This window comes from Massilimicrobiota sp. An80, assembly GCF_002159255.1.
Taxonomy (GTDB): Bacteria; Bacillota_I; Bacilli_A; order Erysipelotrichales; family Coprobacillaceae; genus Allocoprobacillus; species Allocoprobacillus merdigallinarum.
Genome location: NZ_NFHI01000017.1, coordinates 1 through 24,305 on the forward strand (window position 1 = coordinate 1; position 24,305 = coordinate 24,305).

Here is a 24,305-nt window from a genome sequence, read left to right on the forward strand (position 1 = left end):
AGATGTACAAAGCCAATCTTATTAAAACGTGGATTAAGTGCAACATATGAAGAATGGATCATGAGTGCAGAATATATCATGGCCAGTGGAAATCCCAATGTCATTCTATGTGAAAGAGGTGTCAGAACATATGAAACCTACACAAGAAATACATTAGATTTACAGGCGATACCTGTTATCAAAAGATTGACACACTTGCCAATCATTATAGACCCATCACATGCAGGAGGAAAATGGTGGCTGGTAGAGCCAATGGCTAAGGCAGCAGTTGCTGCAGGATGTGATGGATTGATGATAGAAGTGCATAATGATCCAGAACATGCCTTATGTGATGGACCACAGTCATTAAAACCAGAAAAATATACAAAATTATTGAAACAGGTTGGAGAAATTGCCCATATTGTTGGAAAAGAAATTTAGGAGTGAAAAGATGGATTTAAAAGTCAATTTACAAAAAGACAGTTACAAGATATATATCAGACAAGGATTATTGGATCATATTCTAGAATATATCGAGCCATTATGTAAAGGGAAACAAGTCATGATAATTTCTGATGATCAGGTTTATTCACATTATGGTCAAAAACTGACACAACAACTCAGTCAGTGTTATCGTGTAGGTCAAGTTGTCATTCCTCATGGAGAACAATCAAAAAGATTTGATATTTTACCAGATATTTATCATCAGTTACTTGCTTTTCATTTGACAAGAAGTGATGCTATTATCGCATTAGGTGGCGGTGTGATTGGTGATTTAGCAGGTTTTGTTGCTAGTACATTTTTAAGAGGTGTGCAATTCATTCAGATTCCAACATCGCTTTTAGCTCAGGTTGATTCCAGTGTCGGTGGGAAAGTCGCTGTTGATTTACCTGAGGGTAAGAATCTGGTTGGTGCTTTTAAACATCCTGGGGCTGTCTTTATTGATCCACTGACATTAAAGACACTGGATCAAAGATATATCAATGATGGTATGGGTGAAGTGATTAAATATGGTTGTATTTTTGATCAATCACTCTTTCAACAATTGCTTTCCTATACATCTTTTGATGATCTATATCAGGATATTGATGAGATTATTTATCGTTGTGTTGATTTAAAACGTATTGTTGTGGAAAAAGATTTATTAGATTTTGGAGATCGTTTAGCTCTTAATTTTGGTCATACATTAGGTCATGCTATTGAACAGTATTATCATTATGAAAAGTATTCACATGGGGAAGCTATTAGTATTGGAATGGTTCAACTTAGCCTTATTGCTGAAAAGAAAGGATTAACCCAAAAAGGAACAGTGGATCAAATTAAAAAAGCATTAGACTTATATCATTTGCCTTACATAGCTCATATTCCTACTGAAGAATTAAAAAAAGCTATGGCTTTAGATAAAAAGAATATCAATCAGAAACTATCTTTTGTTTTATTAAAGAAGATTGGTGATTGCTTTATTTATCCAAGTGATTTATCATTTATAGATGAAAGTAGGGAGGTCTAATATGGCAATCAGTATAACACCTAAACAATTATCAGGGACAGTCTGTGTTCCACCATCAAAGAGCCTGGCACATCGTGCTATTATATGTGCATCATTATCACGTGGTAGAAGTGTCATTACCAATATAGAATATTCTCAAGATATTCGTGCAACTATTGGGGCTATGAAAAGCTTAGGAACAATGATTTTTGAATATGATGATTATTTAGAAATTGATGGAACAACAACTTTTATGAGAAATCAATGTGAAATCAATTGTTTTGAATCAGGGTCAACTTTAAGATTTATGATTCCTATCTCACTTGTCTGTGAAAGTAATCTGCATTATATAGGTGAAGGAAGACTGGGGAAAAGACCAATGCAGGTTTATTATGATATTTTTGAACAACAGGGGATATCATATTTATATAGAGAAAATGTTTTAGATTTATATATCAGAGGAAGAATGCATGGAGGAGAATTTGAAATACCAGGTGATGTATCATCACAGTTTTTAAGTGGTTTATTGTTTGCGTTACCATTAATGGATGAAGATTCACGTATTGTGATCACTTCTCCAATGCAGTCAAAAGGTTATGTCGATCTCACATTACAAATGTTAGAAAAATACGGTATTCACATTGAAAATCATGATTATCGTGAATTTATCATTCGTGGAGGACAACAGTATCAGGCATGTGATTATCGTGTTGAGGCTGATTTTTCTCAGGCGGCCTTTTATCTGGTAGCAGGAGCTTTGCATAATGATGTGCTTCTTCAAGATTTGAATATTGATTCTTATCAGGGTGATAAGGTTGTCATTGAACTGTTGAAACAAATGGGTTGTCAATTTGAAAGAACAGCTCAAGGAGACAGGATGTCTTGTCAAAAGATGCATGCAATCACAATTGATGGTTCACAATGTCCAGATATTATTCCCGTGATGGCTTTAGCTTGTGCTGTTAGTGAAGGGACTTCCAGAATTGAAAACATTAGTCGTTTACGTATCAAAGAATGTGATCGTCTCAAAGCAACAGTCGAAGTGATTAATCAACTGGGAGGACAGGCCAAGGAATTTGAAGACGCTATGGAAATTCAAGGCGTTGCTTCATTACAGGGTGGACATGTTTCATCTTATCATGATCATCGTATGGCGATGATGGAAGCTATCGCATCAAGTGTGTGTGATCAGCCCGTTGTCATTGATGATGAACAATGTGTGGACAAGTCTTATCCAGATTTCTGGCAGGATTTTCAGTCGTTAGGAGGTGACTTTCATGAGTGCGAATTGGGGTAGTCATATTGAATTATCACTGTTTGGTGAAAGTCATGGAGAAGCCATTGGTATTGTGATGGGGAACTTGCCAGCAGGTATTTGCCTGGATATGGAACAGATTCGCTGGTATATGAAACGTCGTGCACCGGGGCAAAATAAAATGTCAACACCTCGACAGGAAAAAGATGAGGTACATATTGTCAGTGGACTTGTAGATGGAGTCACAACAGGAGCGCCTTTATGTGCCATGATTTATAATCAGAATCAGCATTCTAAAGATTATAGTGAGCTAAAAGCCTGCATGCGCCCAGGACATAGCGATTATCCAGCCTATATGAAATATCATGGTTTCAATGATGTGCGTGGTGGTGGACATTTTTCAGGACGTCTGACGGCTCCCCTTGTTTTTGCTGGAAGTATTGCCAGACAAATTTTAAAAGAAAAAGGAATTATTGTTGGGGCACATATTCAAAGTATTCATCATATTCAAGATCAACCTTTTCCAGTAGATATTGATGAAACATTATTAGAACAATTATCATCAAAAATGTATCCCACTCTTGATGAAGATGTTTTTTTGCAAATGCAGGAAGTCATTGAATCTGCACGAATTCAACAAGATTCAGTTGGGGGAATTGTTGAATGTGCGATTATAAATGTTCCAGCAGGAATAGGCAATCCATTCTTTGATTCTATTGAATCTCATTTATCGCCATTACTCTTTAGTATACCAGCGGTAAAAAGTGTCAGCTTTGGTCAAAGAAATATCAATGAAATGTATGGTCATGAAGCGAATGATGCTTACTATTATCAAGAGGGACAAGTGAAAACAAAAACCAATCATAATGGTGGAGTCACGGGAGGTATCACAAATGGAATGCCGATTGTTTTTCAGGTTGGTATCAAACCGACACCATCTATTTCACAAATACAGGAAACAGTCAATGTACAAACACAAACAAATACACAAATTCAAGTGAAAGGAAGACATGATCCATGTATTGTACCAAGAGCAGTGGTCGTTGTTGAATCCATGGCTGCTTTAGGTATTTTGGATATGCTGGGATAATTATGAAGGATTTAAAACAATGTCGTCAGGAAATTGATGAAATAGATGAACAGATGATGGCTTTATTTGAACGAAGAATGAAAGTAGCAAAAGATGTTGTGACGTATAAGATGGCTCATCATATGGAGATTTTCCAAAGTGAACGCGAAGCTCAGGTCATTCAAAACAATGTTTCACGTATCCAGTCAGAAGATCTTCATTCTTATGCAAAACTGTTTCTGACATCTATGATGAATATTTCAAAGTCATATCAGACAACATTTTTACCGCATCCTCAAACCTTGACTTATGCTTTGCCTAAGATCAATAATATTACAGTTGGATTTCAGGGTGTACCAGGTTCTTTTTCACAAAAAGCATTAGATACTTATTTTGGTAAACAAACCAAAAGACAACAATATACGCATTTTAAAGATGTTTTTGAAGCTTTAAAACGTGATGAAATAGATTATGGTATTGTTCCTTTAGAAAATTCATCTACTGGAGCTATTAATGATAATTATGATGCGATTAGAGATTATGGATTTTATATTGTTGGTGAACAAAGTCTTTCTGTTTCACAACATTTATTAGGCATCAAAGGGTCTAAGCTTGAAAATATTCAAGAGGTTTATTCACATCCTCAAGGTTTATTACAGACATCTCTGTTTTTAGAAAAACATCATATTCAACCTCACGAATATGAAAATACAGCAATGGCAGCCAAGTATGTCTCAACATTACAGAATCCTCATATTGGAGCTATTGCCTCTTCTCAGGCAGCTCAATTATATGATTTAGATATTCTTCAAGATAATATTCAAAATATTCAAAACAATGCCACTCGTTTTATTATTTTTGGGAAACAATTAGAAGTTGTAGAAGATGCTTCATGTATCAGTATTGTTTTTACCTTACCACATCAAGTTGGCACATTATATCAGGTCATGAAGATTATTTATGATTATGCGATTAATATGTTACGTATTGAATCACGCCCATTATTAGAAACACCTTGGGAATATTATTTCTATGTAGATTTAGAAGGAAGTTTAAAAGATGTGGCGATGATACAGGCTTTGGAAGATATGAAAGCTCATACCAAAACAATGAGAGTATTAGGAAATTATGTTAAAAAGTAAAAAAAATATTATCTTGATTGGTATGATGGGATGTGGGAAAACGACAATTGCACGTTTGTTAAAAGATCAGTTAAAAATGAATTGGATTGATATGGATATATATATTGAAGATAAATATCAGATGCGTATTTCTGAAATGTTTGATATATCTGAAGATTATTTTAGACAAAAAGAAACAGAATGTTGTTTGGATGTTTCTAAAATGGAAAACATGATTATTTCAACGGGTGGAGGTGTCGTTGAAAGATGCGATAATATCAAGGCGCTTCGTCAAAATGGTTATATTATCTATGTTGATAGACCCATCCCCTTGATATTAGAAGATATAGACACTTCATCACGTCCTTTATTGAAAGATGGGGCTCAAAGACTTTATGAGCTCTATCAAAAAAGACATCCTCTTTATTTAAAGGCCTGTGATTATCATGTTGATAATGATGGAACATTAGAAGAGATATGTACAAAAATAATATTGAAATTAAAAGAATTATAGTCATTGATAAGCTATAATTTTTTTATCATTTCTGTAAAGATATTTCTGGTTTGGTTATTCACAGGGAAGTTTATTTAATGGTATAATAAAGTGTAAAAAGAATAAGAAAGGTGAATGAAATGAAAAAATATTTATGTGTAGATGTTGGTGGGACAGCCATTAAAATGGGGATATTAGATGAAGAAGGAACAATTTATGAAACAAAGAAAGTCAAAGTTCCTCCAACAATAGAAGAGATGTACCAGGTTATCGTTGATGCTTTCTTTCATGAAGATAATTTAGAAGGTGTTGCTTTAAGTATGCCAGGTGCAGTAGATAGTGAAAAGGGAATTATTGGTGGTTCTAGTGCTATTGATTATATTCATGGACCACATATTAAAGAAGATTTAGAAAGTCGTTTACATGTTCGTGTCGAAATGGAAAATGATGCCAATTGTGCGGCATTGGCTGAAGTCTGGAAAGGGGCTGCCAGTGATGTTGATGATTGTTGCTTTATTGTCAGTGGAACAGGTATTGGTGGTGCCGTTGTCAAAAATCGCCGTATTCACAAAGGGGTACATTTACATGGTGGAGAGTTTGGTTATATGATTGCTCAATTTGACTTTGATACGCATGAAATGCATACATGGTCTGAAATGGGATCAACAGTTGCTGTTGTGAAAAATGTCGCAAAGGCAAAAGGAATTGATGCTTCCTCATTAAATGGTCAGGACATCTTTGATCATTATCATGATGATCCTATTTATGAAAAATATGTTGATCAATATTATTATATTTTAGCTAATGGTATTTATAATTTACAATATGCCTATGACCCTCAAAAAATAGTCATTGGTGGCGGTATTAGTGCAAGAAGTGATTTACTTGATGAAGTGAACCAACGTTTAGATGTAATCTTTAAGACTTTTACACATGCGAAAGTTCGTCCAACCGTTTTCACATGTCAATATCAAAATGAAGCTAATTTATTAGGAGCTTTATTTCATTTCTTCACAGTGAATTCATAAATATAATATATAATAATATAGAGGTGATGATTCATGGAAAAAATAACACCTACTGTTGATTCTAAGTTAAGACATATTGTCAAAGTTCCTCAATGTATATATGATGTATCGGGAATCACAATTAATGGGAAAAGGATTAAATCTTTAGTGTTTTCTACTGATGTGGCAGTTATTTCAAATTGCAATGCTGATGCCGTGATAGCTGTTTATCCATTTACCCCTACAATGCAGATTACAAATGCTATTATTGAAGTGGCACAAAAACCTGTTTTTGCTGGAGTGGGTGGAGGAACAACATCAGGACCAAGAGTGAATAAAATCGCTTTAGATGCTGAATTGCATGGGGCTACAGCTGTTGTTTTAAATGCACCGACTAAGACAAAATTTGTACAGGAGCTATCTCAGATTATTGATATTCCTATTGTTTTAACAGTTGTTTCGACTGATGAACCATTAGAAGAAAGAATGTTACATTCAGGAGCAAGTATCATTAATGTATCAGGTGGTAAAAAGACAGTAGAAATTATTAAAGCATTACGTAAGATTGATCGAGATTTTCCAATTATCGCAACAGGTGGACCAAATGAAGAAACAATTAGAGAAGTCATTGCAGCAGGAGCGAATGCTGTGACGTATACACCACCATCAAATGGGGAAATATTTAAAGAAATGATGGAGCGCTATCGTATACAATGTTCACACCATGATGATGACGATGACGACGATGATTAAATAATCACATACGATTTAAAAATGAGATTTTCAAATATATTTGAGTATCTCTTTTTTTATGAGCATTGATATTAATGAGTCTACTTTTATATATGCTTACAAAGAAATATTTTATAAAAGATACCAAGGCTATATGTGTATAAAAGAATTTTTCGTGCAATAAACGATATATTGAAGTCTGGTTAAAAATAATAGACTTTATCAATATCATTTCTATTTATGCAATACAAAAATAATGACTTTTGTTTCTTTATTCGCTATAATAAGCAAGAGGTGAAAAATGTGAAACAGTATTTAGATATGTGTCGTTATATATTAGAACATGGGGAAGATCGTGATGATCGTACTGGAACGGGAACACGTAGTGTTTTTGGTTATCAGACACGTTATGATTTACGTGAAGGTTTTCCTTTGATGACAACAAAAAAGATGTTTTTAAGACCTATTGCAGAAGAGCTTTTATGGTTTATTAAGGGAGATACAAATATTAAGTATTTAGTTGATAGAAATGTCAAAATATGGAATGAATGGCCTTATGAAAATTTTAAGAAATCCAAAGATTTTCATGGTGAAAGTTTAGAAGAATTTGTTGCGAAAATAAAAGAACTGCCTGCTGATGATCCATTTGTTGTGAAATATGGAGAACTAGGGCCTGTTTATGGAAGACAATGGCGTAATTTTAATGAACAAGGTATTGATCAATTACAGAATTTAATTGATTCTTTAAAAAACAATCCTTTTTCAAGAAGACATATTGTCAGTGCATGGAATCCTGTAGAAGTTGATCAGATGGCTTTACCACCATGTCATGCTTTTTTACAGTTTTATGTGTCAGCTGATCGCAAATTTTTATCTTGTCAGTTATATCAAAGAAGTGCTGATACATTTTTAGGTGTTCCTTTTAATATTGCATCTTATGCTTTAATGACAGCAATGTTAGCGCAGGTGTGTGGATATGAAGCCAAAGAATTTATTCATACCATTGGGGATGCCCATATTTATAAAGATCATTTTGATGTTGTGAAAGAACAAATTTCTAGAACACCACTTCCATTATGTCAATTAAAGTTAAATCCTGAAGTGAAGTCTTTATTTGATTTTACAATTGATGATATACATATTGAAAATTATCAAAGTCATGGAAGATTATATGGGAAGGTGAGTGTCTAATGATTAGTATTATTGTGGCTATGGATGATAATCGTTTGATTGGAAAGAAAGATTCATCAAATGGAATGCCATGGAACAACAAAGAAGATTTAAAGCATTTTAAAGAAACAACCATTCATCAGACTATTTTAATGGGTTATACAACATATCAGGCTATTGGTAGACCACTACCTCATCGTCATACTATTGTTGTGAGCTTTGAACCATTTGAAGATGATCGTGTAGAAGTGAGAACATCATTAGAAGAAGTGATTCAGGAATATAAAGAGAGTGGAAAAGATTTATTTATTTCTGGTGGGGCTTCCATCTATAAGCAGTCTTTACCTTATGTTGACCAATTGTTGATTTCTAGAATTAAAGGAACACATGATGGAGAAACTTATTTTCCGGATTTTGATGGCTATGGTTTTGTTTTAAAGGAAGTCAAACCATTTGAAACATTTGATTTGGAAATTTATCAAAGAGGTGCCCAATGAAAAGAATTATATTTTTAATCTTTAGATTATTATACAGAATACCTGGATGGTTATTAACTATTCATCGTTATAATAAAAATAAAGAGAACATCAGTTTTGCACAAAGATTCTATTTTATTCAAGAATTGGTTAGAAAAGTCAATCAAAAATCAAGAGTTCAGATTCATTGTTATGGCAAAGAGAATTTACCTGAAGAACAGGGGTATTTAATGGCTCCTAATCATCAGGGATTATTTGATGCCTTGATTTTATTTGGAACACATGATAAACCATTTAAGTTTATTGTAAAAAAAGAGTTGATGCATGTCTTTGTATTAAAAAATGTATTACATATGGTTGATGCTTTAGCCATTGATCGTGAAAATATTCGTGCTTCAGTCAAAGTCATTAGACAAGCTTCAAAAGATATGGCTGCTGGTACAAGCTATGTCATCTTCCCTGAGGGAACAAGATGTCGTCAACAAAACAAAATGCTTGAATTTAAAGGTGGAACTTTTAAATCTGTTATGGATGCAAAAAAACCAATTGTGCCAGTCGCATTAATTGATTGTTATAAGGTGTTTGATAATAACTCTATTGAAAAAGTAGATGCTCAGATTCATTATTTAACACCTATTTATTATGATGAATATAAAGATATGAGCAGTACAGAAGTTGCAAGTATGGTACAATCAAGAATAGAAAAGTGTATCAACGAAAATGAGAATAAATTTTAAAAAGAATTTATTCTTTTTTTCTTATGAATTTTTTCACAAAACATTGATGAATTCAAAATAATTTGTATTTTCTGTTTGTTTTGAACCTAAAAATAAGTGGGAAAACAGCGAAAAAAACTTGATATATAAACGCTTTCAAGATATAATATATGTAGTTCAAAAAAGGAATGGGAAGGAGAATTTTTTTATGAACAAATTATTAAAAGTTTTAGCTGCATCTGCTTTAGTGGCTACTGTTTTAGTTGGATGCGGTAAGAAAAACGAAACAACTACTAGCGGGGAAGAAGGCGCTAAATATGCAAAAGCAGGATTTGGTATGGTAACTACTATTTCTGATGGAAAGGTAAATACTACTATGGCTACTGTCGGATTAGATAAAGACGGTAAAGTAAACTATATCGATGTTGACTGTGCACAACAAGATACAGAAGCAACAGGAGATAATCTTTTATCTAAATATGAAAAGAAAGAAAAATATGGTATGAAAGGTAAATCTCCAATCGGTAAAGAATGGAATGAACAAATCGATGCATATAAAGTATGGGCTACTGGAAAAACATTAGAAGAAATTGCTAATGTTGAAACTATGGATTTCCATGGTGGAAAAGCTGCAAAAACTGGTTCTGAATTAGCTGCTGGATGTACAATCGTTATTGATGATATTCAAGCTGCAGTTGCTAAAGCTGGAGAAAATATGACAGATGTTAGTGCAGATAAAATGGGAGCTGGAGAAGTTACAACTATTTCTGATGGAAAAGTTAACACAACAACTGCTTCTGTTGCAGTAGATAAAGATGGTAAAATCGTTTGGTCTTGGGTAGATTGTGCACAACAAGATACAGAAGCAACAGGAGATAATCTTTTATCTAAATATGAAAAGAAAGAAAAATATGGTATGAAAGGTAAATCTCCAATCGGTAAAGAATGGAATGAACAAATTGATGCATATAAAGTATGGGCTAATGGAAAAACATTAGAAGAAGTTGCTAATGTTGAAACTATGGATTTCCATGGTGGAAAAGCTGCAAATACTGGTTCTGATTTAGCTGCTGGATGTACAATCGTTATTGATGATATTCAAGCTGCGATGGCAGAAGCTGGAGAAACTTTACAGTAAAATGAAGGAAAAGTCATGAAATAAAAATCATGACTTTTTTTGTGGTTTTTTTTTATGTTTATTGCTATAATGAACACTGGTGATGAAATTGAAAAAAGGAATATTAAGCTTATTGGCTTTATCAATGATGAGTTTGGTCGTTGGATGTGAAAAAAAATATGAATTAATGAGTCATCATTTTACGGGACCATTTGATACCATTACGACTTATATGTCTTATGCCAATAATGAAGAAGAATTTAATGAACAATGTGATTATATTGAAGAACAGTTGAATTATTATGATCATCTGTTTGACAAGTATAATACATATGATAATATGAATAATCTCAAAACAATTAATGATAATGCAGGTCAAAAGGCCATTGCGGTTGATCAGCCGTTAATTGATTTATTGACACTAAGTATTGAAAGAAATAAAACGATTTCTTCTAAAGTGAATGTCGCTTTTGGAAGTGTCATTAATATTTGGCATGATTACCGTGATAAGGCTGAAGCTAATGGTGGTGTTGGTGAAGTGCCAGATAGCGAAGAATTAGAAAAAGCTAATTTACATACAAGTATTGATAGTATTCAAATTGATGAAAAGCAAAAGACTGTCTATATTGATGATCCAGAAGTTTCAATTGATGTAGGAGCCACTGCTAAGGGTTATGCGATTGAATTGATTAAAGATGGTCTGATTGAAAAAGGTGTTGATAATTTCTTATTGAGTGGTGGTGGCAATGTGGCCAGCCATGGTCAAAGAAAAATTCAAAAAGAAGGCGATTTTTATCTTGATGAATGTGCCGATAAATTCTGCGTCGGTATTGAATCACCTCAAGATGGTAATTATTCAGCAAGTGTGGATGATCCTGACAGTGAAAATGAAGCTGTTTTAGTTGTTCAGGGAGAATCAATTGTCACAAGTGGAGACTATCAAAGATTCTATCAGGATGATAATGGCATCAGATATCATCATTTGATTGATCCGGATACTTTATATCCAGCTGTTTATTTTAGAAGTGTCAGTATCATTACAGAAGATAGTGGCTTGGCTGATTTCTTGAGTTCAGCTGTTTTCTTGATGAGTTATGAAGATGGATTGAAACTGATCAATTCATTGGATGGTGTAGAAGCAATCTGGCTATTAGAAGATGGTCAAATCAGAATGTCAGATGGTTTAAAAGACAATGAAAATATTTATGTAATAGAAAAATCAAGATTGAAATAGGAGGAAAAGTATGCAAAGTTATAAAACCAAAGGAACATGTTCATCACGTATTGATTTTGATATTGAAGATGGTAAAGTAACACATGTGAAATTTATTGGTGGCTGTTCAGGAAATACACAGGGAGTAGCCAGACTTGTTGAAGGGATGAGTAAAGAAGAAGCGATTACCAGATTAGAAGGTATTCGCTGTGGTGCGAAATCAACATCTTGTCCAGATCAACTTGCAAAAGCATTAAAACAAGCTCAGTAGAACAAAACAATGTTCTACTTTTTTTGTCTTTTTTAGTTGTTGTCTACATATGATAGATTAGGTGATGTCTATGATGATACGTAGAATGAAAAAAATGCAACTGTTATGTGGAATTCTTTTAATATTACAACTGGTATGTTTTCAATGGATGATTCCATTTCATTTTTTAGCTGTTTTGTTGAGTATCATTATTATAATTAATCAAAGATGGTTTAAAGTTATACAACTTCAATATCATTTTTATTTAATTGGTTTATATTTTTATCGTTTATGGGTTTTAAGTATTGAAAGTTTTTATTTTTTAGATTTGATTTATGTTGTGTTTTGTCTGTATATTGCGATTATGTTAATTCTTTTCTCGTTTCATTGTATCTTATAATGATTTTTTTTGTTATAATGTAGCATAAAGGAGGCGGTTATGATGTTTGGTCATTTGCAGATTTATAGTGGTTATAGTTTTCAGCAAAGTACAATTTTAATTGAAGATTTGGTTATGGCTGCAAAAGAGAAACATTTAGATGCCTTAGCCTTAACAGATAAAAATAATATGTTTGCGACAATAGAATTTAGTGAAACATGTTTAAAAAATAATATTAAACCTATTTTGGGCATGGAAGCCAGTGTCTTGATTGATGGGAATATATATCCGTTTATTCTTTTAGCTATTGATGACCATGGTTATTTTGATCTGGTTCAAATCTGCTGTGAGATTAATTTAAGTCAAGATCGTGCCATTGCCTTAAATAAACTGGCTTTGTATCATGAACATCTTTATATCATTTCTGGTTTGGAAGATGGCATTATTGAACGTCATGTCGCAAAGGAAATGGAAGATGAAGCGATTAAATATATGCGTTTATTTCAAGAACTTTTTCATGATCATTATTATATCATGTTACAAAATCATCGTTTAAAATTTCAGGAACAACGCAATCAAAGAATCATATCTTTGGCTCGTTATGTTAAAGTCAAAGTGATTTGTTCTAATGAAGTGCGCTATTTAAAAAAACAGGATGCTTTGGCTGTTGATTTGATGCAGGCTTCTTTAAGTGGAACGGTCTTAGATGTGCAATATGAGCCATTGACGCAAGAAAAATATTTAAAAAGTGAAGCTGAAATGGAACAGTTATTTTCATCAGAGATTATTGAAGAAACAAGAAAAGTGTTAGTGACATGTAAAGCGACAGTGCCTTTACATGAAAAATATTTACCAACATATCCTGTTCCACATCAGGGAAAAGCTGTTGATTATTTAAGAAGTTTATGTAAGGTTGGATTAAAGAAACGCTTTGGTCATCAGGACATTCCTGTCACTTATAAAAAACGTCTACAATATGAATTGAATGTGATTCATGAAATGGGATTTGATGATTATTTTTTAATTGTCTGGGATTATGTTCGCTGGGCAAAAGTGCATAAAATTCAAGTCGGACCTGGAAGAGGGAGTGCGGCTGGAAGTCTGGTTGCCTATGTTTTAGGAATTACCAATATTGATCCATTACGTTATGATTTGTTGTTTGAGCGTTTTTTAAATCCTGGTCGTGTTTCTATGCCTGATATTGATATTGATTTTCAGGATGATCGTCGTGATGAAGTGATTCGTTATGTTATTGATAAATACGGTCAGAATCATGCCGCACAGATTGTCACTTTTAATACTTATGGACCTCGTGTAGCAATCAAAGAAATGGGAAAAGTCATGGGAATTCCACTTGCACGATTAGAATTAATTGCCAAGATGATACCGACTTCTCCTAAAAACAAAAAAACGATTACGCAGATGTATCAGACTTCTGCTCAGTTTCAATCTCTGATCAATCAAGATCCACGTCTTAAAAAAATCGTTGGAGCAACGAGTATTATTGAACATTTACCACGTAATGTATCAACACATGCGGCGGGAGTTATTTTATCTAGACGTGCTTTACATGAAGTTGTGCCATTAGTTGTAGGGCCAACTTCAACATTAATGAGTCAATATTCTAAAGATTATATTGAAACAGCTGGTTTTCTGAAAATGGATTTTCTAGCTCTTAAAAATCTCACAATGCTGGATTATATTTGTAAAGATATTGAACACAATGAAGGGGTTTCTATTGCATTGAATCAATTGCCATTAGATGATGAAAAGACATATCGTCTGATTTCCAAAGCAGATACTTTTGGTGTCTTTCAGTTAGAATCTTATGGGATGCGTCATTTGTTAAGACAGATGAAACCTTACTGTTTTGATGATATTGTGGCAGCCATTGCCTTGTTTAGACCAGGACCTATGGAAAATATTCCGACTTATTTAAAACGTCGCAGTCATCAAGAAAAGATTACATATCCTTTAAAGGAGTTAGAACCTATTTTAAAATCGACTTATGGCATCATGGTTTATCAGGAACAAATGATGCAGGTTGCCCAAAAAATGGCAGGTTTTTCACTTATGAAAGCTGATATACTGAGAAAGGCAACATCTAAAAAAGAAACACAGCTGATGCAGTCCATGAAAGAAGAATTTATTCAAGGTTGTTTAGATCATGGTTTCACTCAAGAAAAAGCTATTGAAGTTTTTGGCCTGATTGAAAAGTTTGCCGATTATGGATTTAATAAGTCACATAGTGTGGCTTATGGATACGTGGCTTATCAGTTGGCATATTTAAAAGCCAATTATCCACTATACTTTTTTGCATCGATCTTATCTAATGAATTATCAAGTGAAAATACAAAGGTGCATTGTATTCAGGAGTGTAAAGCTTATCATGTCCAGATTTTACCACCGTCAGTCAATTATTCTCAGGCTCGTTTTATGGTGGAAGATGGGCATATTCGCTATTCTTTATTAGCCATTAAAAATGTTGGATATGCGGGTTATAAAGCTATCGTTGAAGAACGTGAAAAAGGATTATTTTTAGATATTTATGATTTTATGATGCGTATGGAAAATTCACATTTATCTAAAAAAATGTTAGAATCATTGGTTGATGCAGGGGCTTTGGATGAGTTTGGAATGTCACGTCAAACCATTTTAAAGAATCTGGATGCAATTAGGGATTATGGACATTTAAAAGAAAATCTGGGGATTGATGAAAAACCAGTTTTAACGATTTATAAAGATCAGCAGGAAGAAAAACTCGCAAGAGAAAAAGCTGTATTAGGTGTGTATTTATCGATGCATCCTATTGAACTGATGAAACAAAAGATTCAGACAGCTTATGTTAATGTGGCTGATTTGGATGAATATATCCAAAAGACAGTCAATGTGGTTGTGCAGTTACAACGTGTTAAAAATATTACTGATCGTAAAGGTCAGGAAATGTGTTTTATTGAAGCAATGGATGAAACAGGTAGTATGGATGGTGTTGTCTTTGCTTCAAGTTATAAAAACATAGGAATGATGTTAAAGAAAGGAAATATTTGTCTTATTCAGGGAAAAGTAGATATGAAAGATAAATTATCTTTGATTGTGGATAAGGCAAGGGTTGTTGAATAGATATGGAAGAATTAATTTTGATTGATGGAAATTCATTGTTATTTAAAGCTTATTATGCAACAGCATCAATGGGAAATTTAATGGTGAATAAAGATGGGATACCAACCAATGCAGTCTTTAGCTTTGCGAATATGTTACAAAAGATATTAGAACGTGAAAGTGCTTATATTGTTGTGGCATTTGATTATGGTAAAAAGACATTTAGAAATGATTTATTGGAACAATACAAAGCCACAAGAAAAGAGACGCCTGATGAATTAAAATGTCAGTTTGCGATGGTCAGAGAATTTCTAGATGCTTATTCTATTCCTTATTATGAATTAGAGGGATATGAAGGTGATGATTTAATTGGCACATTATCAAGGCTAGGGGAAGAACAAGGTTTAAGCGTGTCTATTTTTACAGGAGATAAAGATGCTTTTCAGCTTGTTTCTAAGCAGACAACAGTTTATCGTACTGTGAAAGGTGTCACTCAGCTTGATGTTTATACACCTGAAACGATTCAGGAAAAATATGGGTTGGTTCCTGATCAGATTCGTGATTTTCTAGGACTTATGGGAGATAGTGCTGATAATATTCCTGGAATTAAAGGTGTAGGTGAAAAAACAGCTTTAAAATTGCTTCATGAGTATGGAACGATTGAAAACTTAAAGGAACATATGCATGAAATCAAAGGAAAAATGGGTGAAAAGATTCGTGAAAATATTGATATTGGACTTCAGTCTAAGAAAATAGCTACGATTTTAAGGGATGTTCCTGTGACATTGGATTTAAATCAGGCCCGTTATGATGGATATGATTTTGAAAAGCTCAAGGCTTTTTATACACATTATGATATGAATTCATTATTGAAAAAGATTTCTGTTGAATCACGTCCAACATCAAAAACAGATTTTCAATATGAAGTTGTTCAAAAAATGCCACCGATTCAAGAAGACAGTAGTGTTTTAGGGGCTATTTATGATCAAAACTATCATAAATCCATTGTTTTAGGATATGCTTTATATAATGCACATCAGGCTTATTTCATTACTTTTGAAGATGCTCTCAAAGATCAGCAGTTTTTAGACTATTTAAAAGATGAACATTATCATAAATACAGTTATAATATCAAAGCTCAAATTTTATCAGCCAAATGGAATGGCATTGAAATCAAAGGTATGGACTTTGATTTACAATTAGCCTCTTATATTTTAAATCCAAGTTTAAAAGATGAAATGAAATATATTGGAGATTATTATGGTTATACATCTCTACAATATGAAGAAGAGGTTTTTGGAAAGAATACAAAGAAACATATTCCTGAATTAGATTTATTAGCCAAACATACTATTTCTAAAGCGAAGGCTATCTATGATTTAAAAGATCAGGCCATTGAAAAACTAAAACAGGAAGAACAGTATGATTTGTATCAGAATCTAGAATTACCAGTGACTTATATTTTGGCTCAAATGGAATATGTTGGAGCTAAGATAGATGTTGATGTCTTGAAGAAACTGGAACAGAATTTTGATCAGCAGATTAAAGAAATTGAAGAAGATATTTATATGCTGGCTGGTGAAAAATTCAATATCGCTTCTCCTAAACAGTTAGGTGATATTTTATTTCATAAATTAGGTTTACCGAATGGTAAAAAAACAAAGAGTGGATATTCTACATCACAGGATATCTTAGAAAAAATTGAAGACTTACATCCAATTGTGCCTTTGATTCAACAATATCGTATGTTGACAAAGTTATCATCTACATATGTCAAAGGATTACAGGAACAAGTCTTTCCTGATGGTAAAATTCATACCATTTTTAATCAGGCTTTAACACAGACAGGACGTTTATCATCTATTGATCCTAACTTGCAAAATATTCCTGTTCGCCAAGAAGAAGGAAAACTGATTCGACAGGCTTTTGTAGCGAGTCATGATTATTTAATATCTTTTGATTATTCACAGATTGAATTGCGTATTTTAGCACATTTGGCTCAAGTGATATCATTGATTGACGCTTTCCATCAAAATAAAGATATCCATACACATACAGCGGCACTGGTTTTTAAAGTCAAAGATGAGGATGTCACACCACAAATGCGTCGTCAGGCCAAAGCCGTTAACTTTGGAATCATTTATGGTATGGGAGAATTCCGTTTATCTAAACAGATTGGTGTGACATTATCTGAAGCTAAAGAATTCATTCGTCGTTATTTTGAAGAATATCCTGAAATTCAACAATATATGCATCGTGTTGTAGAAGACTGTAAACATAATGGTTATGTATCTACGGTATTGAATCGTAAACGTTATATTCCAACTATTAATGATAAGAATTTTATGGTGCGTGAACAGGCAAAACGTTTTGCGATGAATTCTCCAATTCAGGGAAGCGGTGCTGATATTTTAAAACTTGCGATGATTCAGGTAGATCGTTTAATGAAAGAAAAGAAAATGAAATCACAAATGATTTTACAGGTACACGATGAATTGATTTTTGATGTTTATAAAGAAGAATTGGATGAAATGATGACGATTATCAAATCAGCTATGGAAAATGCCTTCCAAATGGAAGTTCCATTAAAAGTAGATGGAACTTATGCGACCAACTGGTATGATTTAAAATAAGGATTATATGCCAGAATTACCAGAAGTAGAAACCGTCAGGCGTACTTTAAAGAATTTTATTTTAGAACGCCCTATTTTAGGCATTGATGTTTATTATGATCGTATCATTCAGGGAGATACACAATTATTTGTCGAAAGTCTTCAACATGAAATCTTTTGTGATATTGATCGTGTTGGAAAATATCTGATTTTTAAATGTCAAAATCATGCATTTGTTTCTCATTTGCGTATGGAAGGAAAATTCCATATTGTTGAAAGTGATGAGCCTGTCAGTAAACATACACATGTTGTTTTTCATATGGATAGGCATCAGGATTTAAGATATATAGATACAAGAAAGTTTGGACGTATGGAACTGGTAAGTCTGGATGGTTATCGTGAACAGTTGCCTTTAAAGAAATTAGGTCCAGAACCTTTTGAAATCACAACAGAAGCTTTATATGAACGTTTGCATCATTGTTCTTTGCCTATTAAAACAGCCTTGCTTGATCAAAGCATAATGTGTGGGATAGGAAATATTTATGCCAATGAGATATGTTTTTATATGCATATCGATCCACGTACCAAAGCTTCTCGTTTATCTCGAAAAAGAGTGGATGAATTAAGAAAGGTTGCGATTATGGTATTACAAAGTGCCATTGAAAAGGGTGGCACAACGATTCATTCCTTTGATGCTAATGGTATACATGGTCTGTTTCAGGTTCAGCTTAAAGTTCATGGACAAAAGGTTTGTCCAGTCTGTCATCATGATATTAAAAAAGTCATGGTTCATCAGCGTGGCACTTATTTTTGTCCACAATGTCAAAAGAAACGTTATTAAGGGGTGTGAAAAATGAGTCGAGTCATTGGAATTACGGGGTCAATTGCAGTGGGAAAAAGCAGTGTGACACAATATTTAAGAACACATGGTTATTGTGTTTTGGATGCTGATGAGATTTCACATCAGGCTTTAGAAAAGAACAGTGGATGTTATCATCAGATCATTGCTCACTTTGACTGTTTAGATGAAAATGGAAATATCAGTCGCCAAAAGCTGGGACAGATTGTTTTCCATGATGCCAAAAAGAAAGCTTTATTAGAAAGTATTATTCACCCTTATGTGAAAACAACATTACAGGAGGGAATTGAGACTTCTCAAGAACCGCTGATCTTTTTAGATGTACCATTATTATATGAAACGCATATGGATGAAATGTGTGATAGTGTCATTGTTGTTTATGTTGATGAAATGACTCAAATGAAACGTCTGATGGCACGCAATCATATTGATGAAACACAGGCTCAACATTTAATGAGTCAACAAATATCTATCGAAAGAAAAAAAGACATGGGAGATTATATCATTGATAATCGTTATGGTTTTGAAGAGTTATATCAAAATATAGAAAGGGTATTAAAGGATTTAAAAGATGAAACTGTATGTGACTGATTTATATCGTGTAGAAATGCGTTATCCGCTTGATGACGTACAAATAGATACATTATATTATCTGTATCAGCCTTTGATTGGCATGGAGGCAATGCATTTGTATATGATGCTTGTCATGGAAGGAAAACGTATGCGCCGTTTTATTGCACCTTGTCCACTTTCACGTTTAACATCTTATATGTCAATGAGTGTTATGGATATGGAAAAAGCTTTACGTAGTTTAGAAGCAATAGGATTGGTGAAAACCTATGTCAAACATGAAAATGATATAACCCAATATATTTATCGCCTTTATGCCCCTCTATCTTTAAAAGCATTCTTTAAAAATCAGATTTTATCTTCATTATTACAGTTATCTTTATCTGAAGATGATTTTCAAAAAACAGTGCAATATTTTAAGATTTCTTTAGAAAGTCTAGATGGTTATGAAGATATTACAGCAAGATTTCAAGATGTTTTTACTATCCAGCATTCTCCCCAAAAAACACGTCTTTTAAAATACAATGAAGATTTGATCCATCAAACAACACAGGATGTCAAAATAGATTATGATTATGATTTATTGTATCAGAGTTTAGCAGATTATCAGGTGAATCGTTCTTTACTGAGCCAGGATGATTTGAATTATGCGACAGAACTGGCTTATGTTTATCATGTTGATGCTTTAACACTGGCAGGCATTATGAAAGATGCTATGGAATCACAGGGAATCAATCGCAGTCGTATGAAGCAGGCAATTCAAAAATATTTTGATGTATCTCAAACATCTCAACTGCAGGAAGTTTATCATAAGCAGCCTATCCAGTTTCAAACATCAGATCAGACTTCATCACCACTTGTTTTACATATGAAATATTTAGATTCCTTAACACCCTATGATCTTTTAAAAGATAAACAGGGCGGCAAAGAACCTGTCTATCATGATTTAATGATTGTGGAAACGTTAATGGTTCAATTAGGTTTAAAACCTGCTGTGGTGAATGTTTTGATTGAATATGTCTTAGGTAAGAATAATAATCGTTTGTCAAAACGTTATTGTGAAGCGATTGGTGCTTCATGGGCCCGTAAGAATATTCAGACGGCTATGGATGCCTATCGTGAATTGATGAATCAATCCACACCAGAACAATCCAAAGAAGAAGAGGTTTCATCATCTTCATCACAAAGTCAAGTGTCATCACAAGAGCTGATGGACTTACTTAATCAATTGAAGGAGGGACAATTATGATCAAAATATCTGATATGATCGTCAAAGATGATATTGAAAAGTTAAAAAAAGAAAGCCAGTATGCATTATTAAAGGAACAAAATATTCAAGCTTTTTTAAAACAGAATCATTTAGATCCATCTGTTATGGATGATTACTGGGTAGAATTTTTAGATTATAATGATGATTTTCATGTTTGTCAGTCATGTCAATCTTTAAATCAGTGTCCTAAAGATACCATTGGTATGCAAAAAATATTAAAATATTATGATGGTGAAATTGTTTTAGAACTGCAAAGTTGTCCTTTTGGTAAAGAAATGGAAAAGAAGAGAAAACTTCTTGATCACTTTGTGATGAGCAATGTCAGTGAAGATTTAATGTTGACAGATTTGTCTTCACTCAAGATTGTTGAAAATGCGGCGAAACTTTCAGCTAATCATCAAAATGCTTTAGGACATATTCTTAAGTATTCACAGACACCCACTTCACAAGGACTTTTCTTACATGGTCCAATGGGAAGTGGAAAGACAACATTGTTGGCTGGTTTGATGAATAGTTTAGCTAAAAAAGATAAACAGATTGGATTTATTCATTTTCCAACTTATCTGATTGACCTCAAAGCCAGTTTTTCTTCTGGTGATAATGAATACGCTATGGATAAGTTGTTGAAGGTTGATTATTTACTGTTGGATGAATTAGGTGAAGAAAATATCACAGCGTGGTCACGTGATGAAATTCTATTAACCATTTTATCTTATCGTTTATTGAATCATTTACCCACTTTTTTTACAAGCATGTATGGTTATCATGAATTAAAAAAAGTCTATACTCTAAAAAAAGGTGATGAAATTCGTGCAAATACAATTATTTCAAAGTTGAAAGCGTTAAGCATTGAAATAATGCTTGACTGAACCAAAATGACGATATAGAATGTACTCGAAAGTATAGAATACAACGTCATTTTATGATAAAATAATAACGAAAAAAGCGAGAGGAGAGTAGTTATGGTGAAATGCATTGGAGTATTAACTTCTGGTGGAGATGCGCCAGGAATGAACGCAGCTATTCGTGCTGTAACAAGAACTTGTTTAAACAAGGGAATTAAAATTTATGGGGTGCGATTAGGATATAAAGGACTTCATGATGGTGAATTTATTGAATTCGATAGGCATAGTACACGTAATATTATTAACATTGGGGGAACATTCTTAAAATCTGCACGTTTTCCTGAATTTAAAGACCCTAAAGTCAGAGAAGAAGCCATTGAACAAATGAAAAAAGTTGGAATGGAAGCTTTGGTTGTTATTGGGGGAGATGGAAGCTATAATGGAGCTTTAAAATTAACCGAAATGGGGATCAACTGTATTGGTATTCCTGGAACAATAGATAATGATATTCCTGATACTGATTTTACAATTGGATTTGATACGGCTTTAAATACAATTGTAGATGCTTTAGATAAATTAAGAGATACATCAAGCTCACATCAAAGATGTACAATTCTTGAAGTTATGGGAAGAAGATGTGGTGACTTGGCTGTTCATGCAGGACTTGCCTGTGGAGCAGAAATGATTGTGACAAGCGAAAGTGGTTTTGATGAAGAAGAAGTCATTGAAACTTTAAAACGTTCAAAAGCTTCTGATAAAAAACATGCTTTGGTTGTTATTACTGAACATATTACTGATGTTCATGAACTTGCAAAACGTGTTGAAGAAGCAACTGGTTTTGAAACACGTGCTAATGTTTTAGGACATATGCAAAGAGGTGGACGTCCATCTGCTAGAGATCGTGTTTTAGCTACTCGTATGGGAATCAAAGCTGTTGAATTATTAGAAGAAGGTAAAGGTGGTCTTTGCATCAGTGATGTTAAAGGTGAAATTGTTGGACTACCAATTCAAGAAGTCTTAGGACATAAACGTCAAGTCAATCAAGGTATTTACGAAGATGTATTAAAACTTCGTTAAATATAAACTAAGTTATAGGAGATTAATTGAGAATGAAAGATAAGATGAAGAAAACAAAGATTATTTGTACAATTGGACCTGCATCTGAAGATCCAAAAATGTTAAAAAAATTAGTTTTAGCTGGTATGAATGTTATGCGTTGTAACTTCTCTCATGGTGATTATGAAGAACATGGTAAAAAAATGCAAACAATGCGTGATGTCAATGCTGAACTTGGGACAAACTGTGCTATTTTATTAGATACAAAAGGGCCTGAAATTAGAACTGGTGATTTTGAAGGTGGATTTACTGAATTTAAAAAAGGACAAGTGTCTACAATCTGTGTGGAAGATATCGTAGGGACTGCAGATCGTTTCACAATCACTTATAAAGATTTATACAAAGATGTTAAACCTGGTGGATTTATCTTAGTGAACGATGGTCAAGTTGAATTATTAGTTGACCATGTTGAAGGAACTGATATCGTTTGTGTTTGTGCAAATGATGGTAAAGTCAAAAATAAACGTGGAATCAATGTTCCTGGTATCGAACTTGGATTTGATTTCATTTCTGAAAAAGATAGAGCTGACTTAGAATTTGGATGTCAACAAGATGTAGATTACATTGCTGCATCATTTGTGCGTCGTCCTCAAGACGTTTTAGATGTTAAAAAAATATTAGTTGAAAATGGAAAACCTGATATTCAAATCATCGCTAAAATTGAAAATAGCGAAGGTGTTGAAAAAATGGATGATATTATCAAAGTTGCTGATGGTATCATGGTTGCACGTGGGGATTTAGGTGTTGAAGTTCCTGCTGAAGATGTACCATTAATTCAAAAAGAATTAATCAGAAAATGTAAAGCAGCTGGTAAAATTGTTATTACTGCAACACAAATGCTTGAATCTATGCAAGAAAATCCAAGACCAACTCGTGCTGAAGTCAGCGACGTTGCAAACGCTATTTATGATGGTACTGATGCTATTATGTTATCTGGTGAATCTGCACAAGGTAAATATCCAGAAGAAGCTGTTATGGTTATGAACAAAATTGCAATTAAAACAGAATCTACATTAGATTATTCTTCATTACATAGAAAAGCTGTCAGAACTGCATCTGATGATCCTTCTGAAGCTATCTGTATGTCAGTAGCTGAAATTGCAACAAAATTCAATGTTGCTGCCATCGTTGCATTTACAGAATCTGGATTTACAGCAAAGAAAATGTCTAGATATAGACCAGAATGTCCAATCATTGCGGCAACTCCATATGAAAAAACAACTAAGAAATTAGCAATTAACTGGGGTGTTAAATCTGTAATATGTAAACACATGGATACAACAGAAGGTTTATTAAACTTAGCTGAAGTTATTGCAAAAGAAAACGGTGTTAATGCTGGGGAAACAATCCTTGTTACTGGAGGAACTCCTGGTGTTCGTGGAACAACAAGCTACTTACAATTAATCACTGTTAAATAAATTTTCAATCAATTTCTATTCATGAGAAAAGTATCACTTTCAAAGTGATG

General features: G+C 33.4%; 22 protein-coding genes and 1 pseudogene. All 23 read left to right on the forward strand.

The features are described from left to right. Positions 1 to 420 (forward strand): annotated as a pseudogene (locus tag B5G32_RS06165) (3-deoxy-7-phosphoheptulonate synthase); the annotation flags it as partial. A gap of 10 nt (positions 421 to 430) precedes the next feature. Beyond that, positions 431 to 1,489: a 3-dehydroquinate synthase gene (gene aroB, locus B5G32_RS06170; RefSeq protein WP_087936156.1), complete on the forward strand. Its 1,059-nt coding sequence runs from the start codon at positions 431 to 433 to the stop codon at positions 1,487 to 1,489. Position 1,490: 1 nt separating this feature from the next. Then, positions 1,491 to 2,765 (forward strand): 3-phosphoshikimate 1-carboxyvinyltransferase, encoded by a 1,275-nt coding sequence (gene aroA, locus B5G32_RS06175; protein ID WP_087936157.1) that lies wholly within the window; start codon positions 1,491 to 1,493, stop codon positions 2,763 to 2,765. Next, positions 2,746 to 3,813, forward strand: a complete 1,068-nt coding sequence (aroC, locus tag B5G32_RS06180) for a chorismate synthase (RefSeq protein ID WP_087936158.1) — start codon at positions 2,746 to 2,748, stop codon at positions 3,811 to 3,813. The genes aroA and aroC overlap by 20 nt, the downstream gene beginning before the upstream one ends. Positions 3,814 to 3,815: 2 nt before the next feature. Beyond that, positions 3,816 to 4,934, forward strand: coding sequence for a chorismate mutase (locus tag B5G32_RS06185; protein WP_087936159.1), 1,119 nt, complete (start codon positions 3,816 to 3,818; stop codon positions 4,932 to 4,934). Further along, complete coding sequence (locus B5G32_RS06190) at positions 4,921 to 5,427, forward strand: shikimate kinase (RefSeq protein WP_087936184.1); 507 nt, start codon at positions 4,921 to 4,923, stop codon at positions 5,425 to 5,427. Before B5G32_RS06185 ends, B5G32_RS06190 begins: the two co-directional genes overlap by 14 nt. 119 nt (positions 5,428 to 5,546) lie before the next feature. Further along, the gene (locus B5G32_RS06195; RefSeq protein WP_087304571.1) at positions 5,547 to 6,434 is read left to right on the forward strand and encodes an ROK family protein; all 888 of its coding nucleotides are present in this window, start codon (positions 5,547 to 5,549) and stop codon (positions 6,432 to 6,434) included. A gap of 33 nt (positions 6,435 to 6,467) precedes the next feature. Beyond that, positions 6,468 to 7,166 carry a hydrolase gene (locus tag B5G32_RS06200; RefSeq protein ID WP_087243353.1) on the forward strand — a complete coding sequence of 233 codons (699 nt, stop codon included), beginning with the start codon at positions 6,468 to 6,470 and terminating at the stop codon, positions 7,164 to 7,166. 282 nt (positions 7,167 to 7,448) lie between these two features. Beyond that, positions 7,449 to 8,336: a thymidylate synthase gene (gene thyA / locus B5G32_RS06205; protein WP_087936160.1), complete on the forward strand. Its 888-nt coding sequence runs from the start codon at positions 7,449 to 7,451 to the stop codon at positions 8,334 to 8,336. Further along, positions 8,336 to 8,812, forward strand: coding sequence for a dihydrofolate reductase (locus B5G32_RS06210; protein ID WP_087243351.1), 477 nt, complete (start codon positions 8,336 to 8,338; stop codon positions 8,810 to 8,812). Before thyA ends, B5G32_RS06210 begins: the two co-directional genes overlap by 1 nt. Then, on the forward strand, positions 8,809 to 9,528 hold the full coding sequence (locus B5G32_RS06215; protein WP_087936161.1) for a lysophospholipid acyltransferase family protein: 720 nt from the start codon (positions 8,809 to 8,811) through the stop codon (positions 9,526 to 9,528). The genes B5G32_RS06210 and B5G32_RS06215 overlap by 4 nt, the downstream gene beginning before the upstream one ends. A gap of 187 nt (positions 9,529 to 9,715) precedes the next feature. After that, entirely contained in the window at positions 9,716 to 10,645 is a 930-nt protein-coding gene (locus B5G32_RS06220; RefSeq protein ID WP_087304568.1) for a hypothetical protein, read from the forward strand. An 88-nt stretch (positions 10,646 to 10,733) separates the two neighbouring features. Further along, positions 10,734 to 11,858 (forward strand): FAD:protein FMN transferase, encoded by a 1,125-nt coding sequence (locus B5G32_RS06225; RefSeq protein WP_370519876.1) that lies wholly within the window; start codon positions 10,734 to 10,736, stop codon positions 11,856 to 11,858. A 10-nt stretch (positions 11,859 to 11,868) separates the two neighbouring features. After that, the gene (locus B5G32_RS06230; protein ID WP_087936163.1) at positions 11,869 to 12,108 is read left to right on the forward strand and encodes a TIGR03905 family TSCPD domain-containing protein; all 240 of its coding nucleotides are present in this window, start codon (positions 11,869 to 11,871) and stop codon (positions 12,106 to 12,108) included. A gap of 70 nt (positions 12,109 to 12,178) precedes the next feature. After that, entirely contained in the window at positions 12,179 to 12,487 is a 309-nt protein-coding gene (locus B5G32_RS06235; RefSeq protein ID WP_087243346.1) for a hypothetical protein, read from the forward strand. Between the two features lie 39 nt (positions 12,488 to 12,526). Beyond that, positions 12,527 to 15,586 carry a DNA polymerase III subunit alpha gene (gene dnaE, locus B5G32_RS06240; RefSeq protein WP_239386212.1) on the forward strand — a complete coding sequence of 1,020 codons (3,060 nt, stop codon included), beginning with the start codon at positions 12,527 to 12,529 and terminating at the stop codon, positions 15,584 to 15,586. Positions 15,587 to 15,588: 2 nt separating this feature from the next. Beyond that, positions 15,589 to 18,198, forward strand: coding sequence for a DNA polymerase I (gene polA, locus B5G32_RS06245; protein ID WP_087936165.1), 2,610 nt, complete (start codon positions 15,589 to 15,591; stop codon positions 18,196 to 18,198). A 7-nt stretch (positions 18,199 to 18,205) separates the two neighbouring features. After that, a complete protein-coding gene (gene mutM / locus B5G32_RS06250) occupies positions 18,206 to 19,018 on the forward strand; it encodes a DNA-formamidopyrimidine glycosylase (RefSeq protein ID WP_087936166.1) in 813 nt (270 codons plus the stop codon). 12 nt (positions 19,019 to 19,030) lie between these two features. Further along, entirely contained in the window at positions 19,031 to 19,627 is a 597-nt protein-coding gene (gene coaE / locus B5G32_RS06255; protein ID WP_087297963.1) for a dephospho-CoA kinase, read from the forward strand. Beyond that, positions 19,608 to 20,855, forward strand: coding sequence for a DnaD domain protein (locus B5G32_RS06260; protein WP_087936167.1), 1,248 nt, complete (start codon positions 19,608 to 19,610; stop codon positions 20,853 to 20,855). Before coaE ends, B5G32_RS06260 begins: the two co-directional genes overlap by 20 nt. Beyond that, positions 20,852 to 21,745: an ATP-binding protein gene (locus tag B5G32_RS06265; protein WP_087936168.1), complete on the forward strand. Its 894-nt coding sequence runs from the start codon at positions 20,852 to 20,854 to the stop codon at positions 21,743 to 21,745. Before B5G32_RS06260 ends, B5G32_RS06265 begins: the two co-directional genes overlap by 4 nt. A gap of 93 nt (positions 21,746 to 21,838) precedes the next feature. Then, entirely contained in the window at positions 21,839 to 22,798 is a 960-nt protein-coding gene (pfkA, locus tag B5G32_RS06270; protein ID WP_087304560.1) for a 6-phosphofructokinase, read from the forward strand. 32 nt (positions 22,799 to 22,830) lie between these two features. Next, on the forward strand, positions 22,831 to 24,255 hold the full coding sequence (pyk, locus tag B5G32_RS06275; protein WP_087936169.1) for a pyruvate kinase: 1,425 nt from the start codon (positions 22,831 to 22,833) through the stop codon (positions 24,253 to 24,255). The last annotated feature ends 50 nt before the right edge of the window (positions 24,256 to 24,305 follow it).